We start from the raw sequence: 26,014 nt of genomic DNA on the forward strand, positions 1-26,014 counted from the left end.
CGCGCATGGCCCTGCAGCTTCCCGACTTCCCCTGGGACTCGCTCGTCCCCTTCGCCGCGCGAGCCCGTGAGCACGCCGACGGCATCGTCGATCTCTCGGTCGGCTCGCCCGTCGACCCGACGCCCGAGGTCGTGCGCCGGGCTCTCGCCGACGCGACCGACGCGCACGCCTACCCCGCGACCGCGGGTTCCCCGCCGCTGCGCGAGGCGCTCGTGGACTGGTTCGCCCGTCGCCGCGGGGCGACCGATCTCACGACGGCGAACGTCATCCCGACGATCGGATCCAAGGAGCTCGTCGCGCTGCTCCCGACGCTGCTCGGACTGGGGGAGGGCGACGTCGTCGTCCACCCGACGGTGGCGTACCCCACCTACGCGATCGGCGCCGCGATCGCCGGAGCCTCCGCCGTCGCCGCCGACGATCCCGACGCCTGGCCCGAGGGCACCAAGCTCGTCTGGCTCAACAGCCCCGGCAACCCCGACGGGCACGTCGATCCGATCGAGACGCTCATCCGCGCCGTCGACCGCGCCCGCGAGATCGGCGCGGTGATCGCGAACGACGAGTGCTACGCCGAGCTCAACTGGCAGGGCTCCGGGCCGACACCGAGCATCCTCGACCCGCGCGTCACCCGCGGATCGCGCCGCGGCACGCTCGCCGTCTACTCGCTGAGCAAGCAGTCGAACCTGGCCGGCTACCGCGCCGCGTTCATCGGCGGCTGCAGCGAGCTCGTCGGCCAGCTGCTCGAGGTGCGCAAGCACGCCGGGCTCATCCCGCCGGCGCCCGTGCAGCACGCCATGATCGCCGCGCTCGGCGACGAGGAGCATGTGGATGCGCAGCGCGAGCTCTATCGCGCGCGCCGCGACGTGCTGCGGCCCGCGCTCGACGCCGCGGGGTTCCGCATCGACCGCAGCGACGCGGGGCTCTACCTCTGGGCCACCCGCGACGAGGACTGCTGGACGACGATCGCCGCACTCGCCGACATCGGGATCCTGGCCGCGCCGGGCGCCTTCTACGGCGAGGCCGGAGCGCAGCACGTGCGCCTCGCGCTGACGGCGACGGATGAGCGGATCGGGGCCGCCGCGGCGCGTTTGTCGGACTTCTCCAAAGCCTGACGTCGACGCTGAGCGGGTTCGTCAGTGTTCCCGGCGACCGCCTAGGCTGTATCCGTGAGCGATTCTGGAACCACCGACGCCTCTCAGAAGGTCACACTGTCCTACCCGGGCGGTACCGCCGAGTTCCCCATCCTGCGTGCCGTCGACGGCAAAGACAGCATCGACATCTCGACGCTGACGAAGCAGACCGGGCTGACGACCCTCGACCAGGGCTTCGTGAACACGGCCTCGACCAAGAGCGAGATCACCTACATCGACGGCGACGAGGGGATCCTGCGGTACCGCGGGTACTCCATCGAGGACGTGGCGGCGAACGCCACCTACCTCGAGGTCGCCTGGCTGCTGATCTACGGCGAGCTGCCGACACCCGACCAGCTCGGCGAGTTCGACGACAAGGTGCGGCACCACACGTTGCTGCACGAGGACCTCAAGCGCTTCTTCTCGGCGCTGCCGCACACCGCGCACCCGATGTCGGTGCTCTCGGCGGCCGTCTCGGCGCTCTCGACCTACTACGAGGACTCGCTCGACCCGCACGACCCGGAGAAGGTCGAGCTCTCGACCATCCGCCTGCTGGCGAAGCTGCCGGTCATCGCCGCGTACGCGCACAAGAAGGCGCTCGGTCAGGCGTTCCTCTACCCGGACAACTCGCTGAGCTTCGTCGACAACTTCCTCAAGCTGAACTTCGGCAACCTCGCCGAGCCCTACGAGGTCAACCCGGTGCTGTCGAAGGCGCTCGACCGCTTGCTGATCCTGCACGAAGACCACGAGCAGAACGCGTCGACGTCGACCGTCCGCCTCGTCGGCTCGACCGAGGCGAACCTCTTCGCCTCCATCTCGGCCGGCATCCAGGCTCTCTCGGGCCCGCTGCACGGCGGAGCGAACGAGGCGGTGCTGACGATGCTCGGCAAGATCCGCGACTCGGGCGAGAGCGTCGAGAAGTTCGTCGAGCGGGTGAAGGCCAAGGAGGACGGCGTCCGCCTGATGGGCTTCGGCCACCGCGTCTACAAGAACTTCGACCCGCGTGCCCGCCTCGTCAAGGAGAGCGCCGACGCCGTGCTCGCCGACCTCGGCGTCAACGACCCGCTGCTCGACATCGCGAAGCAGCTCGAGGAGGTCGCGCTCGGCGACGACTACTTCGTGGAGCGCAAGCTCTACCCGAACGTCGACTTCTACACCGGCGTGATCTACAAGGCCATGGGCTTCCCGACGCGCATGTTCACCGTGCTCTTCGCGATCGGCCGACTGCCCGGGTGGATCGCCCAGTGGCGCGAGTCGAACGTCGACCCCAAGACGAAGATCGGCCGCCCGCAGCAGCTCTACGTCGGCCCCGACGCGCGCAGCTGGCCCGTCGACCGCTGAGTCGGCGCCGCTGACACGCAGAACCCCCTCGAGCCAGGTGCTCGAGGGGGTTCTCTCGTTCGTGCGATCCGCTGCCGCAGGGCTCAGGCGTGCAGGGCCGCGTTGAGCTGGATGCCGGCGCCGCTGCGGGCGAGCACCTCGACCGCGCCGGTCAGCGAGTTGCGACGGAACAGCAGATTCGGCACGCCCGACAGCTCGACCGCCTTGACCGTGTTCGGCACGGTCGCGTTCGCGCCGTGCGCTCCCGCCTCGGGGTCGATCAGGTGCACCTTCGTGCCGGCGGTGACGTAGAGGCCCGCCTCGACGACCGTGTCGTCGCCGATCGAGATGCCCACCCCGGCGTTCGCGCCGAGCAGCGCCCGCTCGCCGATGCGCACCCGCTGCGTGCCGCCGCCCGAGAGGGTGCCCATGATCGAGGCGCCGCCGCCGACATCCGAGCCGTCGCCGACGACGACGCCCTGCGAGATGCGGCCCTCGACCATCGAGGCGCCGAGCGTGCCCGCGTTGAAGTTGACGAAGCCCTCGTGCATCACGACCGTGCCCGGAGCCAGGTGGGCGCCCAGGCGCACGCGCGAGGCGTCGGCGATGCGCACGCGATCGGGCGTGACGTAGTCGAGCAGCTTCGGGAACTTGTCGACGCCGAGAACCGTGTAGCCGGCCTTCTGCAGGGCGGGGCGCAGGCGGTTCAGCGACTCGGCCTCGACCGGTCCGGCGCTCGTCCAGGCGTTGTTCGGCAGCTGGGCGAAGACGCCGTCGAGGTTGACGCTGTTCGGCGCGACGAGGGTGTGGCTGAGCAGGTGCAGGCGCAGGTAGGCATCAGGAGTGGACGCGGGTGCGACCTCGGTGTCGATCTCGACGAGCTGCCAGTCGCGGCGCGTCTCGCGCACGGCGTCGTCGTCGATCCAGGGGGCGAGATCCGTCGGCGGCAGCACGCGGTCGACGTCGTCGGGCACGGGGCCGAGCGCGGGGGAGGGGAACCAGGCGTCGAGCACGGAGCCCGAGGCGGTCAGCGTCACGAGGGCATGGCCCCAAGCGGAAGTCATGATGTCAACGCTACCGAAGCGCGAGCATGGCGCCGTGCTCGCGAAGCGGAAGGCACGCGTCCAACGCTAACGAAGCGAGGCGTTGTGGCGTGCCGACCTAGACTCGACGGGTGACTGCGACGCCCCGACTCGACCCCTCTCTCGGCAGCGTGGAGCTCACCCGCGCGATCTGCGACATCCACTCGGTGTCGGGCGAGGAAACGGCTCTGGCGGATGCGATCGAGCAGGTGCTGCGCGCGGCGCCGCACCTCGAGGTGACGCGCGACGGCGACGCGATCGTCGCCCGCACGAACCTCGGCCGCGCGCGTCGCGCGGTGATCGCCGGGCACATCGACACCGTTCCCATCAACGACAACCTGCCGACCCGTCTCGACGACGAGGGCGTGCTCTGGGGCCGCGGCACCGTGGACATGAAGGGCGGCTGCGCCGTGCAGCTGAAGCTCGCCGTCGAGCTGACCGAGCCGGCCGTCGACGTCACCTGGGTCTGGTACGACAACGAGGAGGTCGAGGCCACCCGCAACGGCCTCGGGCGACTCGCCCGCGCGCATCCGGAGCTGCTCGAGGCCGACTTCGCGGTGCTCGGCGAGCCCTCGAACGGCGAGGTCGAGGGGGGCTGCAACGGCACGATCCGCGTCGAGCTGCGCTTCTCCGGCCGCCGCGCGCACTCCGCCCGAGCCTGGAAGGGCGTCAACGCGATCCACGCCGCCGCCGCCGCGCTCACGATCCTCGCCGAGCACGAGGCCGAGGAGGTCGAGGTCGACGGCCTCGTCTACCGCGAGAGCCTCAGCGCCGTCGGCATCCGCGGGGGCGTCGCGGGCAACGTCATCCCCGACGAGGCCGTCGTCACGGTCAACTACCGCTTCGCCCCGAGCCGCTCCGGCGCCGAGGCCGAACAGCTGCTGCGCGAGCTGTTCCCCGGCGTCGAGCTCGTCGTGACCGACCTCTCCGAGGGCGCCCGACCCGGTCTCGACGCGCCCCTCGCCCAGGACTTCCTCCGCGCCGTCGGCGGCGAGGCCCGGCCCAAGTACGGCTGGACCGACGTCGCGCGCTTCTCGGCACTCGGCATCCCCGCCGTCAACTACGGTCCGGGCGATCCGATGCTCGCCCACGCCGACGACGAACGGGTTCCGGTCGAGCAGATCGAGCGCTGCGAGGCGGGTCTGCGCGCCTGGCTGACGGGTGAGATCCGGGGGAACTGAGCGCCCCTGGTTTTCGCGTGTCACCCGCATACGGGATAATGGACTCGCATCCACGGAAAGGGGACTACCCATGGCAGCCATGAAGCCGAGGACCGGAGACGGGCCGATGGAGGCTGTTAAGGAGGGTCGCCTGATCATCGTGCGCGTTCCTCTCGAGGGCGGCGGACGACTTGTCGTCTCCGTCAATGACGAGGAGGCCAAGGAGCTGCACGACGCCCTCGCGGCAGTCGTGTCGGCTTAGCTCCAGCTCACGGCCCGGCGGCGAGTCCGCCGGGCTTCGCTCGGTGCCCCGATACCGAGCAGGTCGCTTCGGCCGGATCGGGCCGGCGTCTCAGACGCCGGTCGGAACCAGCTGAAGCAGCCCGTCACCCGCGGTGCTCAGCGCCGCGGTGACCGCGGGGGACTCCGCGACCGTCGAGAGAAGCGCACGGTAATCGGCGACGGCTCCGTCACGCTGAGCGGGGTCGGCGACGCGTCCACGCCACAGTGCGTGCGGCACGGCGACGACCCCGCCCGGGCGCACCAGTCGCAGACCGTGCTCGACGTAGGCCAGCACGTTCGCCGGGTCGGCGTCGACGAGCACCAGGTCGTAGGCGCGGTCGTTCATGCGCGGCAGCACGTCCAGCGCACGACCGCCGATGAGGCGCACCTGCGTCGCCGGGTGGCCCGCCTCGGCGAACGTCGCCCGGGCGGACTCGTGATACTCGGCCTCGGTGTCGATCGAGGTGAGGGATGCGCCGGGGGCGCCGCGCAGCATCCAGAGCCCGCTGACGCCGAAGCCGGTGCCGATCTCGACGATCGACTGCGCTCCGACCGCGGCGGCGAGCACCGACAGCTGCGCTCCGACGGCGGGGGAGACGGCCTCGACGCCGTGCTCGAGCGAGCTGCGGCGAGCCGTCTGAGCGGCTTCCGGCTCGTCGACGAACTCCTCCGCGAACTTCCAGGAGAGATCTCGATCGGCCATGGTGCGCCCCTTTCCGCCGCAACCCTATGGGGCTTCCCGGTGCGCGGGACGTATCCTGTCGGGGTGTCCCTCGGGTTGACCTTCGACAAGCTGCTGATCATCCTCGTGATCGCGGTCTTCCTCATCGGTCCCGAGCGCCTGCCCCGCTATGCCGCCCAGCTCGGGCGCCTCGCCCGCGGCGTGCGCGACATGGCGAACGGCGCGAAAGACCGCATGCGCGAGGAGATGGGCCCCGAGTTCGACGACATCGAGTGGTCGAAGCTCGATCCGCGCCAGTACGACCCGCGCCGCATCATCCGCGACGCGCTCACCGAGGATGCCCCCTCCGCGGCGGCGGCCGGCGCCGGAGTCGCCGCAGCGAGCGGCACGGCGACGGCGACCGCCGCCGAGCGCCCGCGCTACATCGAATCGGCATACGAGCAGCGTCAGCGCAAGCAAGGCAAGGGGCGCCCGGCGCCTTTCGACGGCGAAGCGACCTGATCCGAACCCGTCGCGTTCCGACGTGACCGCCGAGAGTCGGCTGCGCTGAGCGCGGCGTGTGCCCTCAGCGCAGCGTCGCGAGTGTCGAGTGGATGCGCGCCCAGCGCTCCGCATCGACCGGCAGCCCGGCGTGCGCGAGCGCGAGGATGGCGCTGCCCACCGCGCCGTCGGGCACCGTGGTGAGCTCGGCGCCCTCGGGGAGGGCCGTTCGCAGGGCGTCGACGACGATCGGCTGGTGCGCGAGCACGCTGCCGCCGAGCACGATCGGACCCGGATGCTCGACGTCGAGCACGGCGATCAGCGTGCGAGCGAGTCCGGCGGCGGCGGCATCCACGATCCCGCGGGCGACCGGGTCGCCGGCGGTCGCCGCCTCGGACACCACGCGGGCGCAGCGCGCCAGGGTCACCGGCCGCTCGGCGTAGACGCGCCGAAGCAGCGCGGCGAGCAGGCGCGGACGGCGATGGCCGTCGCGCTCCTCGCCGTCGGACGGCGGGAGGATGTCGAGCTCGGCGAGGACGCCGGAGGTGAGGGCGGTCGCAGGGCCGCGGCCGTCGAGCTCGGCGGCCGCGGCGCGCACGCCCGCGAGGCCGATCTGGAAACCGCTGCCGTCGTCGCCGAGCAGCCAGCCGAGTCCGTCGGCGACCGCCTCGAGCTGCCGGCCGCGCACACGGGCTGCGATCGCGCCGGTTCCCGCGACGACGGCGTAGCCGACCTCCGCGAGAGTGCCGGAGAGGTAGCCCGCGACCAGGTCGGCCTCGATCACGAGGCGGCCGGTGACGCCGTTCTCGGCGAGGGGGCCGCTGAGCCAGTCGGGTCCCGTGCCGCTGGCGCCTGCCAAGGCGACTGACAGCGTGCGCGGGGCGTCGCGGGGCACGTCCGCCGCGTCGAGCGCCCGCACGACGGCCTCGGTGATCGCCAGCGCCGCGTGCTCATCGCCGACGGCGGTGCGGTTGCCGCTCCCGGCGACCGCGTAGCCCAGGGCGGTGCCGTCCGGGGCGATCGCGAGGGCCCGGGTCGACGACCCGCCGCCGTCGACGCCGACGACGATCTCGGAATGTCTCGTTTTCATAACGGCGTCTGGACTCCCCTCGCACGGATGATGAAAATGTCTTTCAACCCTGACCCGACAATGATGCAAGGGATTTTTGATGGCTCGTGCGGAGACCCTCGAGAACGGGTTCCGAGCGGCCGCCCGCATCCGGGCCAATCTCCCACAGATGTCCGCCGCCATGGCCAAGATCGGCGAGCTCGTGCTGACCGATCCGCCCGCCGCGCTCGAGCTGTCGATCACCGAGCTCGCCGAGCGCGCCGGGACCTCGGCGGCCACCGTCACCCGCTTCTGCCGCCTGCTCGGCTACCCGGGATTCGCGCAGTTCCGGCTCGGACTCGTCGACGGGGGAGCGGGCGACGACGCGCAGGAGACCTGGAAGGTCGACATCGGGCGGCAGTTCGCCCCCGAGGACTCGCCGTCGGACGTGCTGCGCACCCTGCTCTCCGTGCAGTCGCGCGCCCTCGAGGCGACCGCATCCCTCATCGACCTCGAGCTCGTCACCTCGCTCGCGCAGAGCATCTGGTCGTCGCGTCACCTCGACATCTACGGCGTCGGCGGCAGCTGGGCCGTCGCCAACGAGCTGCACAGCCGGCTCTACCGCATCGGCATCGACTGCCACGCCTGGGGTGAGCCGCACAGCGGGCTCGTGAGCGCGGAGTTCCAAGACGAGCACTGCGTCGCGATCGGCATCTCGACGAGCGGCCGCACCGCCGAGACGGTCGACATGCTCGCCCGCGCGGCCGCGAGCGGCGCCCGCACCGTCGCGATCACGAGCGACCGCGACTCCGCTCTCGCCCGCGTCGCCGAGTCGTGCATCACGACCGCCAGCCCCGATGTCTATCTGCAGCCGACCGACCTGGCCGCCCGCCCCTCGCAGCTGCTCGTGCTCGACCTCATCTACCTGCTCGTCGCCCAGCAGGACTTCACCGCCACCGCCACCCGGCTCACCCGCTCGCGCCTCGCCGTCTCCGGCCACCGCCGGGTGACCAGCTCACCGCGCGGCGCCCGCATCCCCCGCGCCACCACCGGAAGGACCCCCGCATGACCGACAGCGCCCGCGCCTACCTCGACCAGGTCGTCCCCCGGCTGCAGAAGCTGACCGACCTCGCCGCCGAGGGAGGCCTCGAGCCGGCCGTCGACCTGCTCGTGAGCGCGCTCGAGAAGGGCGGGGTCATCCAGTCGTTCGGCACCGGGCACTCGCAGGCCTTCGTGATGGAGCTCTCCGGACGAGCCGGCGGGCTCATCCCGACCAGCGGCATCTACCTGCGCGACGTGCTCACGGTCGGCGACCGCGACCGCGCGAACCTCACCGGCGGCGAGCTCGAGCGCGACCCGAGCGTCGTCGACGACCTCTTCGCCGTCTCGACGATCGGCCCCGACGACGTGTTCGTCATCGCCTCGAACTCCGGCGTCAACGGCTCGATCGTCGGCGTCGCTCTGGAGGCGAAGCGCCGCGGCCACGCCGTGATCGCGGTCACGAGCCTCGAGCACACCAACGCCGTCGAGCCCAAGCATCCCAGCGGAAAGCGACTCAGCGAAGTCGCCGACGTCGTGATCGACAACCTCGCGCCCTTCGGCGACACGACCCTCCCCGTCGACGGCGGCGTCGTCGTCGGCGCCGTGTCATCCATCACCGCGGCGCTCATCGCCCAGCTGCTGACCATCGGCGTCACCGAGCGCATCGCCGCGACCGGCGCCACCCCGCCTGTGTACATCTCCGCCAACATCCCGGGAGGTGATGAGCACAACCGAGCGCTGGAAGACCGCTATCGCGGCCGCATCCGCCGCTCGGCCTGACCGTTCCACACCCCCACCACACCTGGAAGGTAGGCACCACCGAATGTCACTGCAGTCAGCGTCGCTGGACCGACGCAACTTCCTCCGCGCGGCCCTCGCCGGCGCGGTCGCCATCCCCCTCGGCGTCACCCTCGCCTCCTGCTCCACCGGAGGCGGCGGCGGCGCGACCGGCCAGAAGAGCGCCAAGAACCCCTTCGGCATGGCCGACAACACGACGGTGGATGCCGTCATCTTCAACGGCGGCTACAAGACCGACTACGTCGACTTCGCCGGCAAGATCCTCGCCAAGGAGCACTCCGGGTCGAGCGTCAAGGTCAAGCCCGAGACGAAGATCGCCACCACCCTGCAGCCGCGCTTCGTCGGCGGCAACCCGCCCGACCTGATCGACAACTCGGGTGCCGACGCGATCGGCTTCAACTCGATCCTCGATCAGCTCGAGGAGCTGCAGGACGTCCTCGACGCGAACAACCTCGAGGGCACGAAGATCAGCGACACGCTCTACCCGGGCGTGCTCACGCCGGGCGAGTTCGACGGCAAGCTCAAGGCGCTCAACTACGTTCTGACGCTCTACGCCGTCTGGTACTCGGCATCGCTGTTCGAGAAGAACAACTGGACGCCTCCGACCACCTGGGATGAGGCCTACGAGCTCGGCGGCAAGGCCAAGGCCGCGGGCAAGTACCTGTTCGTCTGGGGCAAGGAAGCCGCGACGTACTACCAGACCCTCGTCATCGACTCGGCGATCAAGGAGGGCGGCGACGAGGTGCGCCTGAACTTCGACAACCTCAAGGACGGCGCGTGGTCGCAGGACTCCGTGCAGAAGGTGCTCACGGCGCTCAAGAAGATCATTGACGCCGGGTACGTCAAGCCGGGTGGATCGGGCACGCAGTTCACGGCGGCCCAGGCCCAGTGGTCGAACGACCAGTCCGGTCTGCTCTACCCCTCGGGCTCGTGGATCGAGAACGAGATGAAGAGCCAGACGGCGGCCGACTTCCAGATGACGGGGACGCCGGAGTTCACCGTCACCACCGGGTCGAAGCTGCCGCAGACCGCGCTGCGCTCCACCGCCGGCGAGCCCTTCGCGGTGCCGTCGGCGGCGAAGAGCGTCGCGGGCGGCAAGGAGGTGCTGCGCATCATGCTCAGCAAGGAGTCGGCGACGAACTTCGCCAAGACGCGTCTCGCGCCCTCGATCGTGAAGGACACGGTGCCGGATGACGCCTTCGGCTCGACCGCGCTGGCGTCGCAGATCTCGATGCTCAACGCGGCGAAGTCCGACACGTTCACGTTCACCTTCGTCGACAACTACGGCACGAACACCGACCAGCTGGTGCTCTGGAACGCGTTCCTCGACGGCAAGTCGAGCGTGAACCAGCTGACCGACGGGCTGCAGCAGATCTCCGACAAGATCGCGAAGGACGACTCGATCAAGAAGATCACGGTCAAGTGAGTCTGGCGGGCAGCAGCGACGTCCGCGGCGCCCTCGCGTCCGCGCCCGGCGGGAAGGTCACCCCTCCTCGCCGGGCCCGGCGCGGCTCCGGTCGCCGGGTCAAGCGCTGGAACTTCGACCGGGTGACCCTGTTCATCGTCTTCCTCGGGCTCCCGCTCGCGATCTTCCTGATCTTCGTGATCTCGCCGTTCATCCAGGCGGCCTGGTACGCGCTGACCAACTTCGGCGGCTTCTCGCCCACCTACCAGTTCACCGGTCCGGCGAACTTCATCAAGCTGCTCGGCGACCAGGGCGTGCTGAACGCCTTCCTCAACAACGTCATCCTGGCGCTCGTCGTGCCGATCGTGACGATCGCGATCGCGCTCGCCTTCGCCAGCGCCGTGACCGTCGCCGGCCCCAGCATCGGGCCGATCCGCGGAATCCGCGGCTCGAGCTTCTACCGGGTCGTCTCCTTCTTCCCCTACGTGATCCCGGCGATCATCATCGGCATCGTCTGGTCGGGCGTTCTCGACCCCTCGCACGGCATCCTCAACGCCGTGCTCACGAGCCTGGGACTGCCCTTCGACGACTTCGCCTGGCTCGGAGACCCGGCCACGGCCCGCATCTCTCTGATCTTCGTCATGGTCTGGGCCTTCGTCGGCTTCTACATGGTGCTCTTCGTCGCCTCGATCAAGAGCGTGCCTGCCGAGATCTACGAAGCCGCGCGACTCGATGGCGCGAGCCGGATGCGCATGACCTTCTCGATCACGATCCCGCAGATCCGCGACAGCATCCAGACCGCCTACGTCTACCTCGGCATCACGGCGCTCGACGCCTACGTCTACGCGCAAGGTCTCACCACGAGCGGCCCGGCGACGACCCAGGTCGTGCCGCAGAAGATCCTGCTCAACCTGTTCCACAACGGCCAGGCCGGCTACGCGAGCGCCATCGGCGTCGCGAGCGCGCTGGTCACCCTGCTGTTCGCGCTCGTGGTCTTCTCGATCGCGCGAGCGGCCCGCGGACGAGACGAGGGGCGAGCATGAGCGCCGAGAGCCTGTCGAGGCCGGTCGCCTCGGGTCGCGCGAGCGCCGCGAAGTCGGCGAGGTCGATGCCGCCGACGGATCGCGTGCCCGCGGTCATCTGGCACGTCATCCTCATCATCTGGGCCGCCATCGTCGTGCTGCCGCTGCTGTGGACGCTCATGACGTCGTTCAAGACGACGAAGGAGATCTTCGCCTCGCCGTTCGCCCTGCCCGGGAGCCTGGACTTCTCCAACTACGTCAAGGCCTGGAACACCGCCGGCATCGGCTCGGCGATGGTGCAGACCGTCATCGTGGTCGGGTCGGCGCTCGTGCTGGTCATGGTGCTGGGGGCGATGTGCGCGTACATCCTGGCGCGCTTCGACTTCCCCGGGAACCGGATCATCTACTACCTGATGATGGCCGGGCTCACCTTCCCGATCTTCCTCGCGATCGTGCCGCTGTTCTTCACGCTCAAGGGCTTCGGGCTGCTCGGCACGACGCCGGGTCTGATCCTGACCTACGTCGCGTTCGCGCTGCCGTTCACCGTGTTCTTCCTCTACTCCTTCTTCCGCACCCTGCCGACGGAGATCGCGGAGGCCGCGGCGATGGATGGGGCGAGCGAGTGGCGCACTTTCTTCCAGGTGATGCTGCCGATGGCGCGACCCGGTCTCGCCTCGGTCGCGATCTTCAACTTCCTGGGGCTCTGGAACCAGTACCTGATCCCGACGGCGATCAACTCCTCGGGCACCCCGGTGCTGTCGCAGGCGATGGACCTGTTCAACTCGGCGGCAGGCTACGACGTCGACTTCGGCGCGCTGTTCGCCGGCGTCGTCATCACGGTGCTGCCGGTGCTGATCGTCTACGTGATCTTCCAGCGTCAGCTGCAGGGCTCGGTGTCGCAGGGGACGATGAAGTAGGTCACGGTCTCGATGTCGGTCGCGGTCTCGCGCCGAGCCGTCACGCCGGGCGGTGCTTCGCCGCGAAGTCGGCCGCCTCGGCCTGCAGCGCGTCGAGCACGAGCCGCACCGAGGGGCGCTCGGCCCGGTCGGAGCGCAGGATCGCCCAGATCACGCGCTCCGACCGCACGCCCGAGAGCGGTCGGGTGACGAGGCCGTTCTCGCGGTCGCGCGTCGTGTACCGCGGCAGGATCCCGATGCCGTGCCCGGCCGCGATGACGGCCTCGACGATGCTGTTGTCGATGAAGCGCTGAGCGATGCGCGCCTCGTGGCCGGTGATCGCCTGGATGCGGTCGAGGATGCGGTCGTAGGGAAAGTCCTCGGGAACCCCGATCCAGGTCTCGTCGACGACATCCGCGGGGGAGAGGGAGCGCTTGGCGGCGAGCGGATGACCTTCCGGCAGCACGATGTCGAGCGGCTCGCGCAGCAGCTCGACGACCGTGAGGCCGCGCTCCCGCCAGCTCGGGGCGATACCGGGCGCATCCGCGATCACGATGTCGAAGTCGGGTGTGAGATCGGCGAAGTCGGGCAGCAGCGGATCGAGATCGCGGCAGGCGAGGGTGAGGCCGGGCACGGCGTCGATGCGGTGCAGCACGCCCGGCAGCAGCATCTCGCCGGCGGTCGGGAAGGTGACGAGCGTGACCTCGCCCCGCGGCTGCTCGAGGAACTCAGCCCAGACGGACTCCGCGCGTTGGATCGCCGCGGCGAGATCCTTCGCGGTGTCGGCGAGCACGCGGCCCGGGCCGGTGAGCACGAGGCCCCGGCCGGAGCGCTCGGTGAGCGGGACGCCGACCTCGCGTTCGAGGGCTTTGAGCTGCTGCGAGACCGCGGAGGGCGTGCGGTGCGTGGCCCGCGCGACCGCGGTCACCGACCCGCGGTCGGCGAGTTCGCGGAGCAGGTCGAGGCGGCGCACATCCATGTAGTCAAACTACATCCAGGATGCAGAAACGTGAGATTGTGCTTCATACGCTTGCGCGGTGTACTTGTTCCATGCTCACCGCGACCATCCTGTTCTCCGCCCTCGGAGCACTGGCCATCGGCGGCACGATCGCCACGATCGCCCGCGACGGCTACCGCTCCATCCCGACCCGCCGCTTCCTCGCGCGCTGAGGTCGTCACCGAGCGCCGCGGCGTCTCTCGAAGGGCGGGGCTGATCCGAGCCGTGCAGGGAATCGGATCCGTCCCGACCTTCTAGAGTCACCGCGACGCTCATCACGAAAGGCCCTCCTCCGGGAGGGCCTTTCGCATGTCCGGGTCCGGCCGGGCAGCGCCCGGCGTCAGGCCGTGCTGAACGGCAGCGAGCGTCCGGCGAGTCCGCGCCCGCGTGCCGCGAGCTGCGCGGCCAGGGCGCTCACGGCGGCCGCAGCAGGATCCGCGGGGTCGCCGAGCACGACCGGTGCTCCGGCGTCGCCGCCCTCGCGCAGCGCGATGCTCAGCGGCAGCCGGGCTAGCACCGGCACTTCCAGCCGGCGAGCGACCTCGTCGCCGCCGCCCGAGCCGAAGAGCTCGAGCACCGACCCGTCCGGCTGCGCGAGCCCGGCCATGTTCTCGACCACGCCGATCACGGTCTGGCCGGTCTGCCGGGCGACGAGCCCGCTGCGCTCGGCCACGTCGGCGGCGGCCTCCTGCGGCGTCGTCACGACGAGCACCTCGGCGTGCGGCAGCAGCTGTCCGAGCGAGATCGCCACGTCGCCGGTGCCGGGCGGCAGGTCGAGCAGCAGCACATCCAGGTCGCCGAAGAACACGTCGGTGAGGAACTGCTCCATCGTGCGGTGCAGCAGGGGACCCCGCCACGACACGGCCGCCGAGCCGTCGACGAACATGCCGATCGAGATGACCTTCACGCCGTGCCCGACGGGCGGCAGGATCATGTCGCCCACGCGGGTCGGCTTGGCATCGCCGAGCCCCAGGATCGCCGGGATCGAGTAGCCGAACACGTCGGCGTCGACGAGTCCGACGCGCAGCCCCCGCGCGGCGAGCGCGACCGCGAGGTTCGCCGTGACCGTCGACTTGCCGACCCCGCCCTTGCCGCTCGTGATCGCGTAGACCTTCGTCAGCGAATCCGCGGTGAACTGCCGGCGCCGCGTTCCCCGCAGCCGCTCGACGAGGGCCTCGCGCTCGGCGACCGTCATGACGCCGACCTCGAGATCGACCTCCTCGACGCCGTCGACCCCGCTCGCCGCCGCACGCACATCCCGCTCGATGGTGTCCGCCGCCGGGCAGCCGACGATCGTCAGGGCGAGACGGATGCGCGCGACGCCGCCGTCGATCTCGGCGCCGCGGATCATGTCGAGCTCGGTGATCGGCCGGCGGATCTCGGGATCGTCGACGCGCGCGAGCGCGCTGAGCAGGCGGGGATCGCCCGCGGGGGAGTCGCTCATCTCAGCGCTCGGCCTCGGCGCCCGCGTCGGCCGACGCTCCGGCCGCCGCGGCCCGGGCGGCCGCGGCCTCCTCGCGCTCCCGCGCCCGCTCGGCGTCGCGGTCGCGATCCAGCTCCTCGAGGATCGAGCGCAGCTCGGCGCGGATGAAGTCCTTCGTCGCGACGTCCTTGATCGCCAGGCGCAGCGCCACGACCTCGCGGGCGAGGTACTCGGTGTCGGCGAGGTTGCGCTCGGCGCGCTGGCGGTCCTGCTCGATCTGCACGCGGTCGCGGTCGTCCTGACGGTTCTGCGCGAGCAGGATGAGCGGAGCCGCGTAGGAGGCCTGCAGTGACAGGATCAGGGTCAGCGCCGTGAACCCGTTCGCGGCGGAGTCGAAGCGCCACGACTCGGGCGCCGTCACGTTGTAGAGGAGCCAGAGCACGCAGAACAGCGACAGCCCGACGAGGAACCAGGGCGTGCCCATCGCGCGGGCGACCCACTCGGTGAAGCGGCCGAAGCGGTCGCGGCTCTCGACCCGGCGCGGGCGGAACGCGCCGCGGGAGCCCTTGGGCTCGGTCAGCCTGCTGTCATCGCGCTCGTCGCGGGCCATCGCCGTTCCTCCTTCCGCGGGTGGGGATCGTTCCGGTGGTCAGCGGAACCGGTTCGGGTTCCGCGTCGCCGGAGGTACTTCGCCAGTCGTCGGGCAGCAGATAGTCGAGGACGTCATCGATGGTCACCACCCCGACGAGTCGGTGGGCTTCATCCACGACCGGCAGCGACACGAGGTTGTAGCTGGCGAGGATGCGCGAGACCTCGGCGGCGCTGGTCTCGGGGGAGACCGGCTCGAGGTTGGGGTCGAGCAGGGTGCCGAGACGCTCGTGCGGCGGGTAGCGCAGCATCCGCTGGAAGTGCACGACGCCGAGGAAGCGGCCGGTCGGCGGTTCGTACGGCGGCAGGGTGACGCACACCATGGCGCCGAGCGCGGGCGCGAGCTCGTGGCGCCGGATGAGCGCGAGTCCCTCGGCGACGGTCGCGTCGGAGGAGACGATGATCGGCTCGGTCGTCATGAGGCCGCCCGCGGTCTCGGGCGCGTAGTTCAGCAGGAAGCGGACGTCCTCCGCCTCCTCGGGTTGCATGAGCTGCAGCAGCGCCTCGCCCTTCGCCTCGGGCAGCTGTGCGATGAGGTCGGCGGCGTCGTCGGGCTGCATCTGGTCGAGCACATCGGCGGCGCGGGCGTCGTCGAGGTGGGTGATGAGCTCGACCTGCTCGGTCTCGGGCATCTCCTCGAGCGCGTCGGCGAGGCGCTCGTCGGGCAGCTCCTCGGCGACTTCGAGGCGACGCTCCTCGGGCAGGTCGAGCAGAGTGGATGCGAGGTCGGCGGGCAGCAGGTCGGTGTAGGTCGCGATCAGCTGCTCGGCCGACTGCGGCTCGCCGGCGGTGGTCTTCTCGGTGACGCGCTCCCAGCGCGCGAAGGTCGTCTTGCCGCGGCCGAAGGGCGATGCGCCGGTGCGGGGGCGGCGCAGGAAGAGGTCTTCGACCTCCCACTCGCCGGGTCCGGTCTCGGAGATCGCGACATCCTCGATGCTCGCCTCGCCGCTGCCGTCGCGGAACACGACCTTGCGGCCCAGCAGCTCGGCGATCACGCGCACCTCGCCGCCGCGCTGTTCGAAGCGGCGCAGGTTGATGAGGCCGGTCGTGATGATCTGGCCGGAGCCGATGCTGGTGACACGGCCGATGGAGAGGAAGACGCGGCGCTTGCCGGGGATCTCGACGATGAGGCCGACGACGGTGGGAGCCCCGCTCGCGCGGTAGACGACGATGACGTCGCGCACGCGGCCGACCTTGTCGCCGGCGGGGTCGAAGACGGAGCACCCGGCCAGTCGGGCGACGAAGACTCTCGTGGCGCTCACGCGTCGAGCCTACTCGCCGGAGGAGCGCGAACCTCCGCCGCCGGGTCCCCGTGCCCGCGTCGTCGGCCGGCGTCCGGCTGTCGTGCGGGTCGCGTTCAGGCGGTATCGGACAGCCTTTGCGACAATGGCCGTATGAGCACCCCCGGCGCCTTCGGCCGACGCGGCAACACCGCCCCCACTCTGCCCCGCGGCGAGGTGCTCGGCACCTACGAGACCTACCTCGAGGCCGCGCACGCCGTCGACCGGCTCGCGAAGAGCGACTTCCCCGTCGACAAGCTCTCGATCATCGGCAACGACCTGAAGACGGTCGAGCGGGTGACCGGGCGGATGACCTGGGGGCGTGCCGCTCTCGGCGGTGCGGTGACCGGGCTCTGGTTCGGCTTCATGGTGGGGCTGCTGCTGACCGTGCTCGGCTCGACCTCGCTGACGCCGCTGTTCGCCGCGATCCTCATCGGCGCCGCCGGCGGCATGTTCTTCGGGCTCGGAAGCTACGCCGTCAGCCGCCGTCGCAAGGACTTCACGTCGATGACGAACGTGCTCGCCTCGAACTACCAGGTGATCGTCGATCCCGAGCTGATCCATCGGGCGCGCAACGCCCTGGGCGTCGAGGCCCCGGTGAGCGTCGCACCGACCTTCGCTCCGGATCCGGCGACCCCTCCCGCCGCGCCGCCGGCCGAGGCTCCGGGCACCGCCGGCCCGGTCATCCCGCCCGTCGATCCGGCGCCCCAGGCCGAGCCGACGCCGCGCGGCTGATCAGCCCCGGTCGCTGACGCGCGTCGGCGTCGACACCGGCTCCGTCGCCGGCTCGAGTCGCTGGGCGAGTGCCACGTACATCGATTCGTGCAGCTCGACGATGTGCGCGTGCACGGCCGCCCCGAGTGCGCCCGCGTCACCGCGTCGAAGCGCCTCGAGGATGTCGCGGTGCTCGTGGTTCGAGGCGCGCAGGTAGTCGATGCGATACGGCAGGAAGTAGGCGTAGAGCTCGCTCGCCACGCGGTGATGCAGCTCCGCCGCGGCCGGCATGCGCGCCGCTTCGGCCAGCAGCCGGTGGAAGCGCCCGTCGGCGTCGCGGAAGTCGGCCCAGTCGACGGCGACCGACATCCGCTCGACCAGGGCGTCGAGCTCGGCGAGCGCATCCGTGCGGTCGGCGCGTCCGGCGGCGACCACGGCGAGCCCGGTCTCGATCGCGGCGCGCTCGTCGATCAGGGCGTGCACGAGATCGCGGTCGTCATCGAAGGCGGCCAGCGCCGCCAGCGCGGGCGGCTGCGTCGAGACGGGATCGTCGGCGACGAAGGTGCCCCCCGTGCGACCCCGGGCGCGGCGCAGCATCCCCTCGTCGTCGAGCTGCCGGTAGGCGCGCCGCACGCTCATCGCACTGACCCCGAGAGCCGCGGCGGCGACCTCGGGTACCGGCAGCCGCTCGCCCGGAGCGAGCAGGCCGAGCTGGACGGCCATGGTGATACGGGCCCGGACGGCGTCGACGGCGGTCACGCGTCGGATCGCGCCGAGCGGCAGGGTCTCGCGGGTCACGGGAAGGCTCCTGCCGTTCGGTGCGTCGGATCGACGCCGTCCGGGGCCGACTCAGCCGGGCAGCTGGTCCGCGATCGGATCGGCGGCGGACGGGGTCGAGATCCCGTCGACTCCATCTTCGTCGCCGTCGGCTGTGAGACGGAAACGACCTCCCGCGATGAAGCCGATCACGAAGGCGATCGGCGGCACGATCGCGAGGATCACGCTGACCAGCACGCTCCCGCCGGTCACCAGGGTGAAGTTGGAGAGCACGAGGTAGATGCTCGCCGCGAGTCCGATGACCGCGAGAACCGGCGCGACGCGGGTCGTGACGACGTGGCGGCCCGAGAGCTTCGGGCGGCGGGCGAAGAACGCGAGCACGGCGATCGAGGTCGTCAGCATGAGCAGCACCATCCCGACCGTCGCGACGCCGGCCATCGAGCCGAAGACGCCGACCAGCGGATCGAGCTGCAGCAGCACCAGCACGAGCAGCACGACGGCGGCCGTGACCGTCTGCACGACCGAGGAGAACGACGGCGCGTGGTGCTTGGCGCTGCGGTGACCGAGTCGCGCGGGCAGCACGCCCTTGTTCGCGAGGGTGAACTGGTAGCGCGCGATCACGTTGTGGAAGGAGAGCACGCAGGCGAACAGGCTCGAAATCAGCAGCACCTGCATGACGTCGCGCAGGATCGGACCCAGGTACTGCTCTGCGGTGTCGAGCAGGAAGTTGCCCTTGCCCGCCAGCGTCTGCTGCGCGACCGCCACGGCGTTGTCGGCGCCGACGCCCGTGATGAGCGCCCAGCAGGAGAGCGCGTAGAAGACGCCGATGATCACGACCGCGAGGTAGGTGGCCCGAGGGATGGTGCGCTCGGGGTCACGTGCCTCGTCGCGGAACACGGCCGTCGCCTCGAAGCCGATGAAGCCGGTGAGCGCGAACAGGATCGCGACGCTGATGCCGGGCGTGAACACGTTCTTCGGGGCGAAGGTCTCGGTGACCAGGCCGTGCTGGCCGCCCTGGGCGAAGATCACGACATCCATGATCACGACGACGGCGATCTCGAGCACGAGCGCGACGCCGAGCACCCGGGCGCTGAGCTCGATGTGCCGGTAGCCGAGCACCGCCACGACGACGAGGGCGAGGAAGGAGTAGATCCACCACGGAGCCTCGGGTCCGCCGAAGTAGACGACGAGGTCGTTGACGGCCCAGCCGAGGTAGCCGTAGACCCCGACCTGCACGGCCGTGTAGGCGACCAGGGCGGTGAAGGCCGTTCCGAGGCCCGCGCGCGAGCCGAGGCCGGTCGTCACGTAGGAGAAGAACGCCCCGGCCTCGCGCACGTGAGGGGTCATCGTGACGAAGCCGACCGAGAAGATCAGCAGCACGACCGCGGCGACGATGAAGCCGACCGGGGCGCCGACGCCGTTGCCGACGCCGACCGCGAGCGGCACGTTGCCGCCGATCACGGTGAGCGGAGCCGCGGCGGCGATCACCATGAAGACGATCGATCCGGTGCCGAGCCGGCCGCTGAGGCGGTCGGCCTCCGCGGGGGGAGCGGGGGAGGCGGACGGGGTGCCCGCGGGGGAGGTGGAGCCGGTCATGCGGTGGCCTTTCATGGGCGGGTGACGCAGGAGTGGAACCGGGTGGGTGAGGTGCGGAAGAGCGGAGAGGGATCGAGGTGCGGGGCTGCGGAGGGGCAGGTCGCGGATCAGGCGGCGCCGCCGGCCGCGTAGAGCCGGGGGCGGCGGTCGGCGAGGTAGGGGTTGTCGCGCCGGGCGCGCGGCACCGCATCCACGTCGATGTCGGCGATGATCAGCTCGGCGTCATCGGGGCCGGCGGCCGCGAGCACCTCGCCCGAGGGCGCGACGATGCTCGATCGGCCGACGTAGCGCAGCTCGCCCTCGGCTCCGCTGTGGTTCACGTAGGCGAGGTGCACCTGGTTCTCCCAGGCGCGCACGCGCAGCAGGTGCTCGGCGATGAAGGCGTAGGGCTCCATCTGCGCGGTCGGCACGATGACGAGGTCGGCGCCGGCGAGGGCGGCGGCGCGCACCGTCTCGGGGAACTCGACGTCGTAGCAGATGAGGAAGCCGAGACGCAGGCCCTCGAAGTCGACGGGCTCGGCGAGCTCGTCGCCCGCGACGAACATCGCACGGTCGAGTTCGCCGAAGAGGTGCGTCTTGTCGTAGCGCACGACGCGTCGGCCATCGCGGTCGATCAGCAGCAGCGAGTTCGTCGTGCCGACGCCGCCCGGCGCGGGCAGGGGCAGTCCGGCGACGAGGGCGATGCCGGTGCGCTGGGCGATCCCGGCGAGCTCGGCTTCGAGCGGGCGCGCGGCGAACTCGGCGGCGCGCTCGCCGATGTTGTAGCCGGTCACGAACATCTCCGACGTGACGAGCAGGCGCGCGCCGTCGGCGGCCGCCTGCTCGGCGGCGCGCTCGAGGACTCGGAGGTTCTCGGCGGGAGAACCGGGGACGCCGGGATGCTGCAAGCCGGCGATGCGGTAGGACACGGGGACTCCTTCATCCATCGCGACCATTAAACAGATCAAAGTGATCTGAAATGTTCCGGTCACGTTACCGCTGCGTTGCGATCCGATCCAGTGCCGTGACCGTTCTACCGACCCGGATGCGGTCGGCTGCTGCCGGAACGGCGCGGATCACGGCGATCGGCGGGACATCCCGGCACGACGACGGCGGCGGGATCCGAAGATCGCCGCCGCCGTCGATGTCGCGATGCCGCCGGGTCAGCGCCCCGCGAGCCAGGCCTCGACGTCATCCGCCGTGCGCGGGATGCCGGCCGAGAGGTTCACGGCCCCGTCGTCGGTCACGAGGATGTCGTCCTCGATGCGCACGCCGATGCCGCGCAGCTCCGCGGGCACCGTCAGGTCGTCGGGCTGGAAGTAGAGGCCCGGCTCGATCGTGAAGACCATGCCCGGCTCGACGACGCCGTCGAGGTACATCTCGCGGCGAGCCTGCGCGCAGTCGTGCACATCGAGGCCGAGGTGGTGCGAAGTGCCGTGCACCATGTAGCGGCGGTGGTACTGCTTCTCGGGCTCGAGCGAGTCCTCCGCAGTGCCGGGCAGCAGCCCCCACTCGGCCGTCTTGGCGGCGATCACCCGCATCGCCGCGGCGTGCACCTCGCGGAAGCGGATGCCGGGCTTCACGATCGCGAACGCCGCATCCGCCGCCTCGAGCACGGCCTCGTAGACGCGGCGCTGCACCTCGGAGAAGGTGCCGCTGATCGGCAGGGTGCGCGTGATGTCAGCCGTGTAGAGGCTGTCGAGCTCGATGCCGGCGTCGAGCAGGATCAGGTCGCCCGGCACGACGGGGCCGTCGTTGCGGGTCCAGTGCAGGATGCAGGCGTGCGGTCCGCTCGCCGCGATCGTGTCGTAGCCGACCGCGTTGCCGTCGGCGCGGGCGCGGCGGTTGAAGGTGCCCTCGACGAGACGCTCGCCGCGCGGGTGCGCGATGATCTGCGGCAGGTCGGCGATCACGTCGTCGAAGCCCTGCTTGGTGGCGTCGACGGCGGCGCCGAGCTGCTCGATCTCCCAGGCGTCCTTGACCAGGCGGATCTCGCTCAGGTCGCGGGCGAGCGCGGCATCCGCGTCGTCATCCACCGCGTCGGCCCAGTCGGCGGCGTCGGCGCCCTCGGCGGCGAGCAGGCGGCGGCCGTCGATCTGGTCGGTGAGATCGCGGTCGGCCCCGCGGACGAGACGGGTGGTCGCATCCACGGCGTCGATGACGGCGGGCAGCTCGGCCAGGTCGCGGGTCGCCAGTCCGAGTTCGACGGCGACGGCGTCGAGCGAGGGGCGGGCGCCGATCCAGAACTCGCCGATGTCGGGGTTGGCGTAGAACTCGTCGGTTCCCCGGCCGGCGGGGGAGCGGAAGTAGAGCACGGCGTCGTGGCCTGCCGGCTCGCCCTCGCCGCGCGGCTCGAGCACCAGCACGCTTCCGGGCACGGTGTCGCTGCCCCATCCCGTCAGGTGCGAGAAGGCGGAGTGCGCGCGGTAGGGGTAGTCGGTGTCGTTCGAGCGGACCTTCGCCGGGCCCGCCGGGATGATCAGGCGCTCGCCGAGGTGCAGGGCCGAGATGCGGCGACGCTGCTCGGCCGCGTGGCTCGCCGCGTCGCGCGGAGTGACCGGGGCCTCGGCGCGGTCGGCCCACTTCGAGGAGATGTAGGCGGCGAAGGCGTCGGAGACCGGGGTCGTCGACCGGTTCTGCGTCGCGCGCGGAGGCGACGCGGGCGTCGTCGTCGAGGTCGTGCCGGTGGTGGAGCGAGAGGAATCGGCCATGGGGCCATTGTCCCACCGGGTCAGCTCACGCGCTCCAGCTGAGCGAGCACGGGCCGGTGGTCGCTGCCCGCGCCATCCTGGTCGCGGATCACCCGGAACCCGGTGAAGCGCCAGTCGGACCCGGAGAGCACATGATCGATCGGGGCGCCCAGCTCGGCCGGGATGCGGGTCGGCCAGCTGCCGATCGCCGCATCCCCCATCGCCTTCGCGCCGTCGTGGCAGTCGCCGAGCTCACCCGACCTCGCGAGCGCCGACCAGTGGTCGATCGTGCTGTTGAAGTCGCCCGCCATGATGAGGTCGGGCTCGGTGCAGCGTGCGGCGAGCCACTCGAGACCCTCGCGCCAGGCCGGCATCTCGCCCGGAACCGGAGCGACCGGATGCGCGGCGACGATCGCCGGGCCGCTGCCGTCGACCGGGCGCCAGACCCCGCTCGGGATGACGCGCGTCGATCCCGCGCTCGTGTCCGGCTGGTAGCGGCCGAGCGTCGAGCTGATCAGCAGCGAGGTCGTGCGCGCCTTCGCGATCTTGTCGAAGGTGATGTTGTGCACGGCCATGGTGCGGCCTTCCGCGCCCATCCGGTCGGCGATCTGCTGCGCGAGCTCGACGCTCGTCTCGGGCAGCACGACGATGTCGGCGCCGTCGTCGAGGGCGAGGCGGGCGATGCGCTCGGCGCCGGGGGCGTCGCCGAGGGTGTTCCAGCTCAGCACGGTCACGCCCTGCTCGCCCTTCGCCGCAAAATGCTCCGACCCCCAGCCGCGCGTCGCGAGCACCGCCGCGGAGAGTCCGGTGAAGAGCAGGAGCGCCACGGCGAGGGATGCGGTGAGCCGCCGCGCTCGGCGCGAGGCCAGCGCAATCAGCAGGAGCACGACCGCGAGCACCGCGGACAGGCCGCCCGCGAGAGCCCGCAGCGACACGACCTGGGCGACCCCGAGCTGCCACTGCAGCCCGAGGAGCTGGGGCCACCCCGCCACGAGCAGCGCCGCCGCCAGCGCGACGATCAGCAGGGCGGCGAGCACACGGCGGAACACGCCGGCGAGCCTAGACACCTACGATGAGAGGATGCCCGCCGGCCCCTCCGAACGCCCCGCCGAGGGGCTGATCGACCTCCACACGCACAGCACCGTCTCCGACGGGACGCAGTCGCCGCGGGAGCTCGTGCGCGCCGGCGTCGAGGCCGGTCTCGCCGTCATGGCGATCACCGATCACGACTCCACGGCGGGGTGGGCCGAGGCCTTCGACGCCGCGCGCGGCACCGGCATGACCGTGCTGCCCGGCATGGAGCTCAGCACCCAGCTCGACTACGCGAGCGTGCACGTGCTCGGCTACCTCATCGACCCCGACAACCCCGCGCTGCTCGCCGAGGTCGAGCGCACCCGCGAGGAGCGCCTGCACCGCGCCGAGTCGATGGTGGCGCGCATCGCGAAGGACTACGACCTGAGCTGGGATGACGTGCTCGCCCAGACGGCGCCCGGCGCCACGGTCGGCCGCCCGCACATCGCCGATGCGCTCGTCGCGAAGGGGCTCGTGCCCGACCGCAGCGCCGCCTTCGGCAGCATCCTGCACTGGCGCGGCGGCTACTACCGACCGCACCGCGCCCCCGAGCCGACCGTCGGCATCCGCCTCATCGCCGAGGCCGGCGGCGTGCCCGTGATCGCCCATCCTGGCGCCCGCGGACCGGAACGGCTCTTCGCCGGCGACCGGGTGCGCTCCCTCGTCGACGCCGGGCTGGGGGGCGTCGAGGTGAACCACCGCGACAACCCGCCCGAGGCGCGGGAGCTCTGGACGCGCCGCGCCGCCGAGTACGACCTCGTCATCACGGGCTCGAGCGACTACCACGGCGCCGGCAAGCCCAACCGGCTCGGCGAGAACAGCACCGCGCGCGAGCAGTACGCCCGCCTCGTCGAGCTCGGCAGCGGATCGGAGCCCTTCATCGGCTGACGCGCCGCACGCTCCGCGTGGTGCGCGACTCGACCGCCCTCGTCGACAGAGAAGCCGCGCCCGACCCGGAGGTCGGACGCGGCTTCGTCGTGTCTGCTGCGCTGAGCGTCAGCTCGCGGGCGGGGGAGTCGGCGCGCCGCTCCCGCTGCCGCCGCGGCGACGACGCGTGCGACGACGACGCTCGGGCGCGACGCCGTCGTGCGTGCCGCCGCCCTCGGAGCGGGCCTCCTCGGTGGTGGTCGTGGCGCCGCCGTCGGTCGAGGCGGGGGCGCCCGAGCCGCTTCCCGATCCCTCGCCGCGACCGCGTCCGCGTCCGCCGCGGCTGCGCGAGCGCGACGATCCGGAGCGCTCGCCGCCGCCGCGATCGCCGCGCGGCTTCTCCGCGTGCGGAGCGGCCGGCGACGGCTTGAGGCGGCCCTTCGAACCGGCCGGGATGTCGAGGTCGGTGTAGAGGTGCGGCGACGAGGAGTAGGTCTCCGTCGGCTCCGGCTGACCGAACTCGAGGGCGCGGTTGATGAGGGCCCACTTGTGCAGGTCGTCCCAGTCGACGAAGGTCACCGCGATGCCGGTCTTGCCGGCGCGGCCGGTGCGGCCGGCGCGGTGCAGGTAGGTCTTCTCGTCGTCGGGGATCGTGTGGTTGATCACGTGCGTGACGTCGTCGACGTCGATGCCGCGCGCGGCGACGTCGGTCGCGATCAGCACATCCTTCTTGCCGGCCTTGAACGACGCCATCGAGCGCTCGCGCGCCTCCTGCGTCATGTCGCCGTGCACGGCCGCCGCGTTGAAGCCGCGGTCGTTGAGCTCTTCGACGAGCTTCGACGCCGCGCGCTTGGTGCGCGTGAAGACGACGGTCTTGCCGCGACCCTCGGCCTGCAGGATGCGGGCGACGACCTCATCCTTGTCCAGGCTGTGCGCGCGGTAGACGAGGTGCTTGATGTTCGCCTGCAGCTGGCCCTCGTCGGGGTCGCTCGCGCGGATGTGGATCGGCCGGTTCATGAAGCGGCGCGCCAGCGTGACGACGGGCCCGGGCATCGTGGCCGAGAACAGCATCGTGTGGCGCGCCGGCGGCGTCTGCGCGAAGAGCTTCTCGACGTCGGGCAGGAAGCCCAGGTCGAGCATCTTGTCGGCCTCGTCGAGCACCATCACCTTGACGTTCGCGAGGCTCAGCAGGCGCTGGCCGGCGAGGTCGAGCAGACGGCCGGGCGTGCCGACGACGATCTGCGCACCCGCCTTGATCTGCTCGATCTGGCCCTCGTAGGCCTTGCCGCCGTAGATCGCGACGACGCTCGTCGAGCGGTTCGAGGTGGCGAGCTCGAGGTCTTCGGCGACCTGCACGCACAGCTCGCGCGTCGGCACGACGACGAGAGCCTGCACACCGGGTGCGGGGTCGAGGCCGAGCGCCTGGATCACCGGCAGGCCGAAGCCGAAGGTCTTGCCGGTTCCGGTCTTCGCCTGGCCGATGATGTCCTGGCCGGCGAGCCCGAGGGGGATGGTCTGAGTCTGGATCGGGAACGGTTCGACGATGCCTTTGGCGGCGAGTGCGTCGACGATGTCCTGGTCGATGTCAAGATCGGAGAAGGTCACTGATCACCTGTCGTGGAAGTCGAT

25 protein-coding genes are annotated in these 26,014 nt (G+C 71.2%); 12 read left to right on the top strand and 13 right to left on the bottom strand.

The annotated features are described in order from the left end of the window. The first annotated feature begins 5 nt into the window (after positions 1 to 5). Positions 6 to 1,109 (top strand): succinyldiaminopimelate transaminase, encoded by a 1,104-nt coding sequence (dapC, locus tag FJ657_RS08205; protein WP_141163194.1) that lies wholly within the window; start codon positions 6 to 8, stop codon positions 1,107 to 1,109. A gap of 54 nt (positions 1,110 to 1,163) precedes the next feature. After that, a complete protein-coding gene (locus FJ657_RS08210; protein WP_141163195.1) occupies positions 1,164 to 2,468 on the top strand; it encodes a citrate synthase in 1,305 nt (434 codons plus the stop codon). An 83-nt stretch (positions 2,469 to 2,551) separates the two neighbouring features. On the opposite strand, the gene dapD is transcribed toward FJ657_RS08210, so the two are convergent. Beyond that, positions 2,552 to 3,511, bottom strand: a complete 960-nt coding sequence (dapD, locus tag FJ657_RS08215) for a 2,3,4,5-tetrahydropyridine-2,6-dicarboxylate N-succinyltransferase (protein WP_141163196.1) — start codon at positions 3,509 to 3,511, stop codon at positions 2,552 to 2,554. 110 nt (positions 3,512 to 3,621) lie between these two features. Here dapD and dapE point away from each other — a divergent pair, with 110 nt between their 5' ends. Together dapE and FJ657_RS08225 are read left to right on the top strand one after the other, a co-directional pair. Then, complete coding sequence (dapE, locus tag FJ657_RS08220; RefSeq protein WP_141163197.1) at positions 3,622 to 4,710, top strand: succinyl-diaminopimelate desuccinylase; 1,089 nt, start codon at positions 3,622 to 3,624, stop codon at positions 4,708 to 4,710. Positions 4,711 to 4,780: 70 nt separating this feature from the next. Then, a complete protein-coding gene (locus FJ657_RS08225; protein WP_141144785.1) occupies positions 4,781 to 4,951 on the top strand; it encodes a DUF3117 domain-containing protein in 171 nt (56 codons plus the stop codon). A 90-nt stretch (positions 4,952 to 5,041) separates the two neighbouring features. On the opposite strand, the gene FJ657_RS08230 is transcribed toward FJ657_RS08225, so the two are convergent. Continuing rightward, positions 5,042 to 5,674, bottom strand: coding sequence for an O-methyltransferase (locus FJ657_RS08230; RefSeq protein WP_141163198.1), 633 nt, complete (start codon positions 5,672 to 5,674; stop codon positions 5,042 to 5,044). Positions 5,675 to 5,737: 63 nt separating this feature from the next. On the opposite strand from FJ657_RS08230, the gene FJ657_RS08235 reads away from it, so the two are divergent. Then, on the top strand, positions 5,738 to 6,154 hold the full coding sequence (locus FJ657_RS08235; protein WP_141163199.1) for a twin-arginine translocase TatA/TatE family subunit: 417 nt from the start codon (positions 5,738 to 5,740) through the stop codon (positions 6,152 to 6,154). A gap of 64 nt (positions 6,155 to 6,218) precedes the next feature. Here FJ657_RS08235 and FJ657_RS08240 read toward each other — a convergent pair whose 3' ends face one another. Then, positions 6,219 to 7,223, bottom strand: coding sequence for an N-acetylglucosamine kinase (locus FJ657_RS08240; protein ID WP_181408915.1), 1,005 nt, complete (start codon positions 7,221 to 7,223; stop codon positions 6,219 to 6,221). A gap of 79 nt (positions 7,224 to 7,302) precedes the next feature. On the opposite strand from FJ657_RS08240, the gene FJ657_RS08245 reads away from it, so the two are divergent. From FJ657_RS08245 to FJ657_RS08265, 5 genes are all read left to right on the top strand, one after another. Continuing rightward, positions 7,303 to 8,250, top strand: coding sequence for a MurR/RpiR family transcriptional regulator (locus FJ657_RS08245; protein ID WP_141163201.1), 948 nt, complete (start codon positions 7,303 to 7,305; stop codon positions 8,248 to 8,250). Continuing rightward, a complete protein-coding gene (locus FJ657_RS08250) occupies positions 8,247 to 9,002 on the top strand; it encodes a sugar isomerase domain-containing protein (protein WP_141163202.1) in 756 nt (251 codons plus the stop codon). The genes FJ657_RS08245 and FJ657_RS08250 overlap by 4 nt, the downstream gene beginning before the upstream one ends. A 43-nt stretch (positions 9,003 to 9,045) precedes the next feature. After that, entirely contained in the window at positions 9,046 to 10,446 is a 1,401-nt protein-coding gene (gene ngcE / locus FJ657_RS08255; protein WP_141163203.1) for an N-acetylglucosamine/diacetylchitobiose ABC transporter substrate-binding protein, read from the top strand. Beyond that, a complete protein-coding gene (locus tag FJ657_RS08260) occupies positions 10,443 to 11,468 on the top strand; it encodes a carbohydrate ABC transporter permease (RefSeq protein ID WP_255447218.1) in 1,026 nt (341 codons plus the stop codon). The genes ngcE and FJ657_RS08260 overlap by 4 nt, the downstream gene beginning before the upstream one ends. Before the next feature lie 65 nt (positions 11,469 to 11,533). Continuing rightward, the gene (locus tag FJ657_RS08265; RefSeq protein WP_255447307.1) at positions 11,534 to 12,364 is read left to right on the top strand and encodes a carbohydrate ABC transporter permease; all 831 of its coding nucleotides are present in this window, start codon (positions 11,534 to 11,536) and stop codon (positions 12,362 to 12,364) included. A gap of 40 nt (positions 12,365 to 12,404) precedes the next feature. On the opposite strand, the gene FJ657_RS08270 is transcribed toward FJ657_RS08265, so the two are convergent. The 4 genes from FJ657_RS08270 to FJ657_RS08285 all read right to left on the bottom strand — a co-directional run bounded on the left by FJ657_RS08270 (position 12,405) and on the right by FJ657_RS08285 (position 16,673). Further along, positions 12,405 to 13,322, bottom strand: coding sequence for a LysR family transcriptional regulator (locus tag FJ657_RS08270; RefSeq protein ID WP_141163205.1), 918 nt, complete (start codon positions 13,320 to 13,322; stop codon positions 12,405 to 12,407). A gap of 358 nt (positions 13,323 to 13,680) precedes the next feature. Then, positions 13,681 to 14,784, bottom strand: a complete 1,104-nt coding sequence (locus tag FJ657_RS08275) for an Mrp/NBP35 family ATP-binding protein (protein WP_141163206.1) — start codon at positions 14,782 to 14,784, stop codon at positions 13,681 to 13,683. 1 nt (position 14,785) lies between these two features. Further along, positions 14,786 to 15,373: a DUF1003 domain-containing protein gene (locus FJ657_RS08280; RefSeq protein WP_141163207.1), complete on the bottom strand. Its 588-nt coding sequence runs from the start codon at positions 15,371 to 15,373 to the stop codon at positions 14,786 to 14,788. Further along, entirely contained in the window at positions 15,351 to 16,673 is a 1,323-nt protein-coding gene (locus tag FJ657_RS08285) for a magnesium transporter MgtE N-terminal domain-containing protein (RefSeq protein WP_141163208.1), read from the bottom strand. The genes FJ657_RS08280 and FJ657_RS08285 overlap by 23 nt, the downstream gene beginning before the upstream one ends. 132 nt (positions 16,674 to 16,805) lie before the next feature. On the opposite strand from FJ657_RS08285, the gene FJ657_RS08290 reads away from it, so the two are divergent. Beyond that, complete coding sequence (locus FJ657_RS08290) at positions 16,806 to 17,426, top strand: YflT domain-containing protein (RefSeq protein WP_181408916.1); 621 nt, start codon at positions 16,806 to 16,808, stop codon at positions 17,424 to 17,426. Here FJ657_RS08290 and FJ657_RS08295 read toward each other — a convergent pair whose 3' ends face one another. From FJ657_RS08295 to FJ657_RS08315, 5 genes are all read right to left on the bottom strand, one after another. Further along, positions 17,427 to 18,203 (bottom strand): FadR/GntR family transcriptional regulator, encoded by a 777-nt coding sequence (locus FJ657_RS08295; protein ID WP_219995889.1) that lies wholly within the window; start codon positions 18,201 to 18,203, stop codon positions 17,427 to 17,429. A gap of 51 nt (positions 18,204 to 18,254) precedes the next feature. Continuing rightward, positions 18,255 to 19,778 (bottom strand): APC family permease, encoded by a 1,524-nt coding sequence (locus tag FJ657_RS08300; RefSeq protein WP_141163209.1) that lies wholly within the window; start codon positions 19,776 to 19,778, stop codon positions 18,255 to 18,257. A gap of 107 nt (positions 19,779 to 19,885) precedes the next feature. Beyond that, positions 19,886 to 20,686 carry a carbon-nitrogen hydrolase family protein gene (locus tag FJ657_RS08305; protein WP_255447219.1) on the bottom strand — a complete coding sequence of 267 codons (801 nt, stop codon included), beginning with the start codon at positions 20,684 to 20,686 and terminating at the stop codon, positions 19,886 to 19,888. 234 nt (positions 20,687 to 20,920) lie between these two features. Next, on the bottom strand, positions 20,921 to 22,468 hold the full coding sequence (locus tag FJ657_RS08310) for an aminopeptidase P family protein (protein WP_141163211.1): 1,548 nt from the start codon (positions 22,466 to 22,468) through the stop codon (positions 20,921 to 20,923). A gap of 20 nt (positions 22,469 to 22,488) precedes the next feature. Beyond that, entirely contained in the window at positions 22,489 to 23,496 is a 1,008-nt protein-coding gene (locus FJ657_RS08315; protein WP_141163212.1) for an endonuclease/exonuclease/phosphatase family protein, read from the bottom strand. 31 nt (positions 23,497 to 23,527) lie between these two features. On the opposite strand from FJ657_RS08315, the gene FJ657_RS08320 reads away from it, so the two are divergent. Continuing rightward, entirely contained in the window at positions 23,528 to 24,406 is an 879-nt protein-coding gene (locus FJ657_RS08320) for a PHP domain-containing protein (RefSeq protein WP_141163213.1), read from the top strand. Positions 24,407 to 24,514: 108 nt separating this feature from the next. On the opposite strand, the gene FJ657_RS08325 is transcribed toward FJ657_RS08320, so the two are convergent. After that, on the bottom strand, positions 24,515 to 25,990 hold the full coding sequence (locus FJ657_RS08325) for a DEAD/DEAH box helicase (protein ID WP_141163214.1): 1,476 nt from the start codon (positions 25,988 to 25,990) through the stop codon (positions 24,515 to 24,517). Positions 25,991 to 26,014: the final 24 nt, after the last annotated feature.

Origin of the sequence: Schumannella soli (assembly GCF_006517435.1) — a bacterium.
Lineage (GTDB): Bacteria > Actinomycetota > Actinomycetes > Actinomycetales > Microbacteriaceae > Schumannella > Schumannella soli.

Coding starts and splice junctions, on each gene's coding strand:
- FJ657_RS08245 (WP_141163201.1), top strand. CDS start 7,303: ATGGCTCGTGCGGAGACCCTCGAGAACGGGTTCCGAGCGGCCGCCCGC.
- FJ657_RS08250 (WP_141163202.1), top strand. CDS start 8,247: ATGACCGACAGCGCCCGCGCCTACCTCGACCAGGTCGTCCCCCGGCTG.
- FJ657_RS08290 (WP_181408916.1), top strand. CDS start 16,806: ATGAGCACCCCCGGCGCCTTCGGCCGACGCGGCAACACCGCCCCCACT.
- FJ657_RS08240 (WP_181408915.1), bottom strand. CDS start 7,223: ATGAAAACGAGACATTCCGAGATCGTCGTCGGCGTCGACGGCGGCGGG.
- dapC (WP_141163194.1), top strand. CDS start 6: ATGGCCCTGCAGCTTCCCGACTTCCCCTGGGACTCGCTCGTCCCCTTC.
- FJ657_RS08310 (WP_141163211.1), bottom strand. CDS start 22,468: ATGGCCGATTCCTCTCGCTCCACCACCGGCACGACCTCGACGACGACG.
- FJ657_RS08300 (WP_141163209.1), bottom strand. CDS start 19,778: ATGACCGGCTCCACCTCCCCCGCGGGCACCCCGTCCGCCTCCCCCGCT.
- dapD (WP_141163196.1), bottom strand. CDS start 3,511: ATGACTTCCGCTTGGGGCCATGCCCTCGTGACGCTGACCGCCTCGGGC.
- FJ657_RS08270 (WP_141163205.1), bottom strand. CDS start 13,322: ATGGATGTGCGCCGCCTCGACCTGCTCCGCGAACTCGCCGACCGCGGG.
- FJ657_RS08230 (WP_141163198.1), bottom strand. CDS start 5,674: ATGGCCGATCGAGATCTCTCCTGGAAGTTCGCGGAGGAGTTCGTCGAC.
- FJ657_RS08280 (WP_141163207.1), bottom strand. CDS start 15,373: ATGGCCCGCGACGAGCGCGATGACAGCAGGCTGACCGAGCCCAAGGGC.
- FJ657_RS08225 (WP_141144785.1), top strand. CDS start 4,781: ATGGCAGCCATGAAGCCGAGGACCGGAGACGGGCCGATGGAGGCTGTT.
- FJ657_RS08320 (WP_141163213.1), top strand. CDS start 23,528: ATGCCCGCCGGCCCCTCCGAACGCCCCGCCGAGGGGCTGATCGACCTC.
- FJ657_RS08265 (WP_255447307.1), top strand. CDS start 11,534: ATGCCGCCGACGGATCGCGTGCCCGCGGTCATCTGGCACGTCATCCTC.
- FJ657_RS08275 (WP_141163206.1), bottom strand. CDS start 14,784: ATGAGCGACTCCCCCGCGGGCGATCCCCGCCTGCTCAGCGCGCTCGCG.
- ngcE (WP_141163203.1), top strand. CDS start 9,046: ATGTCACTGCAGTCAGCGTCGCTGGACCGACGCAACTTCCTCCGCGCG.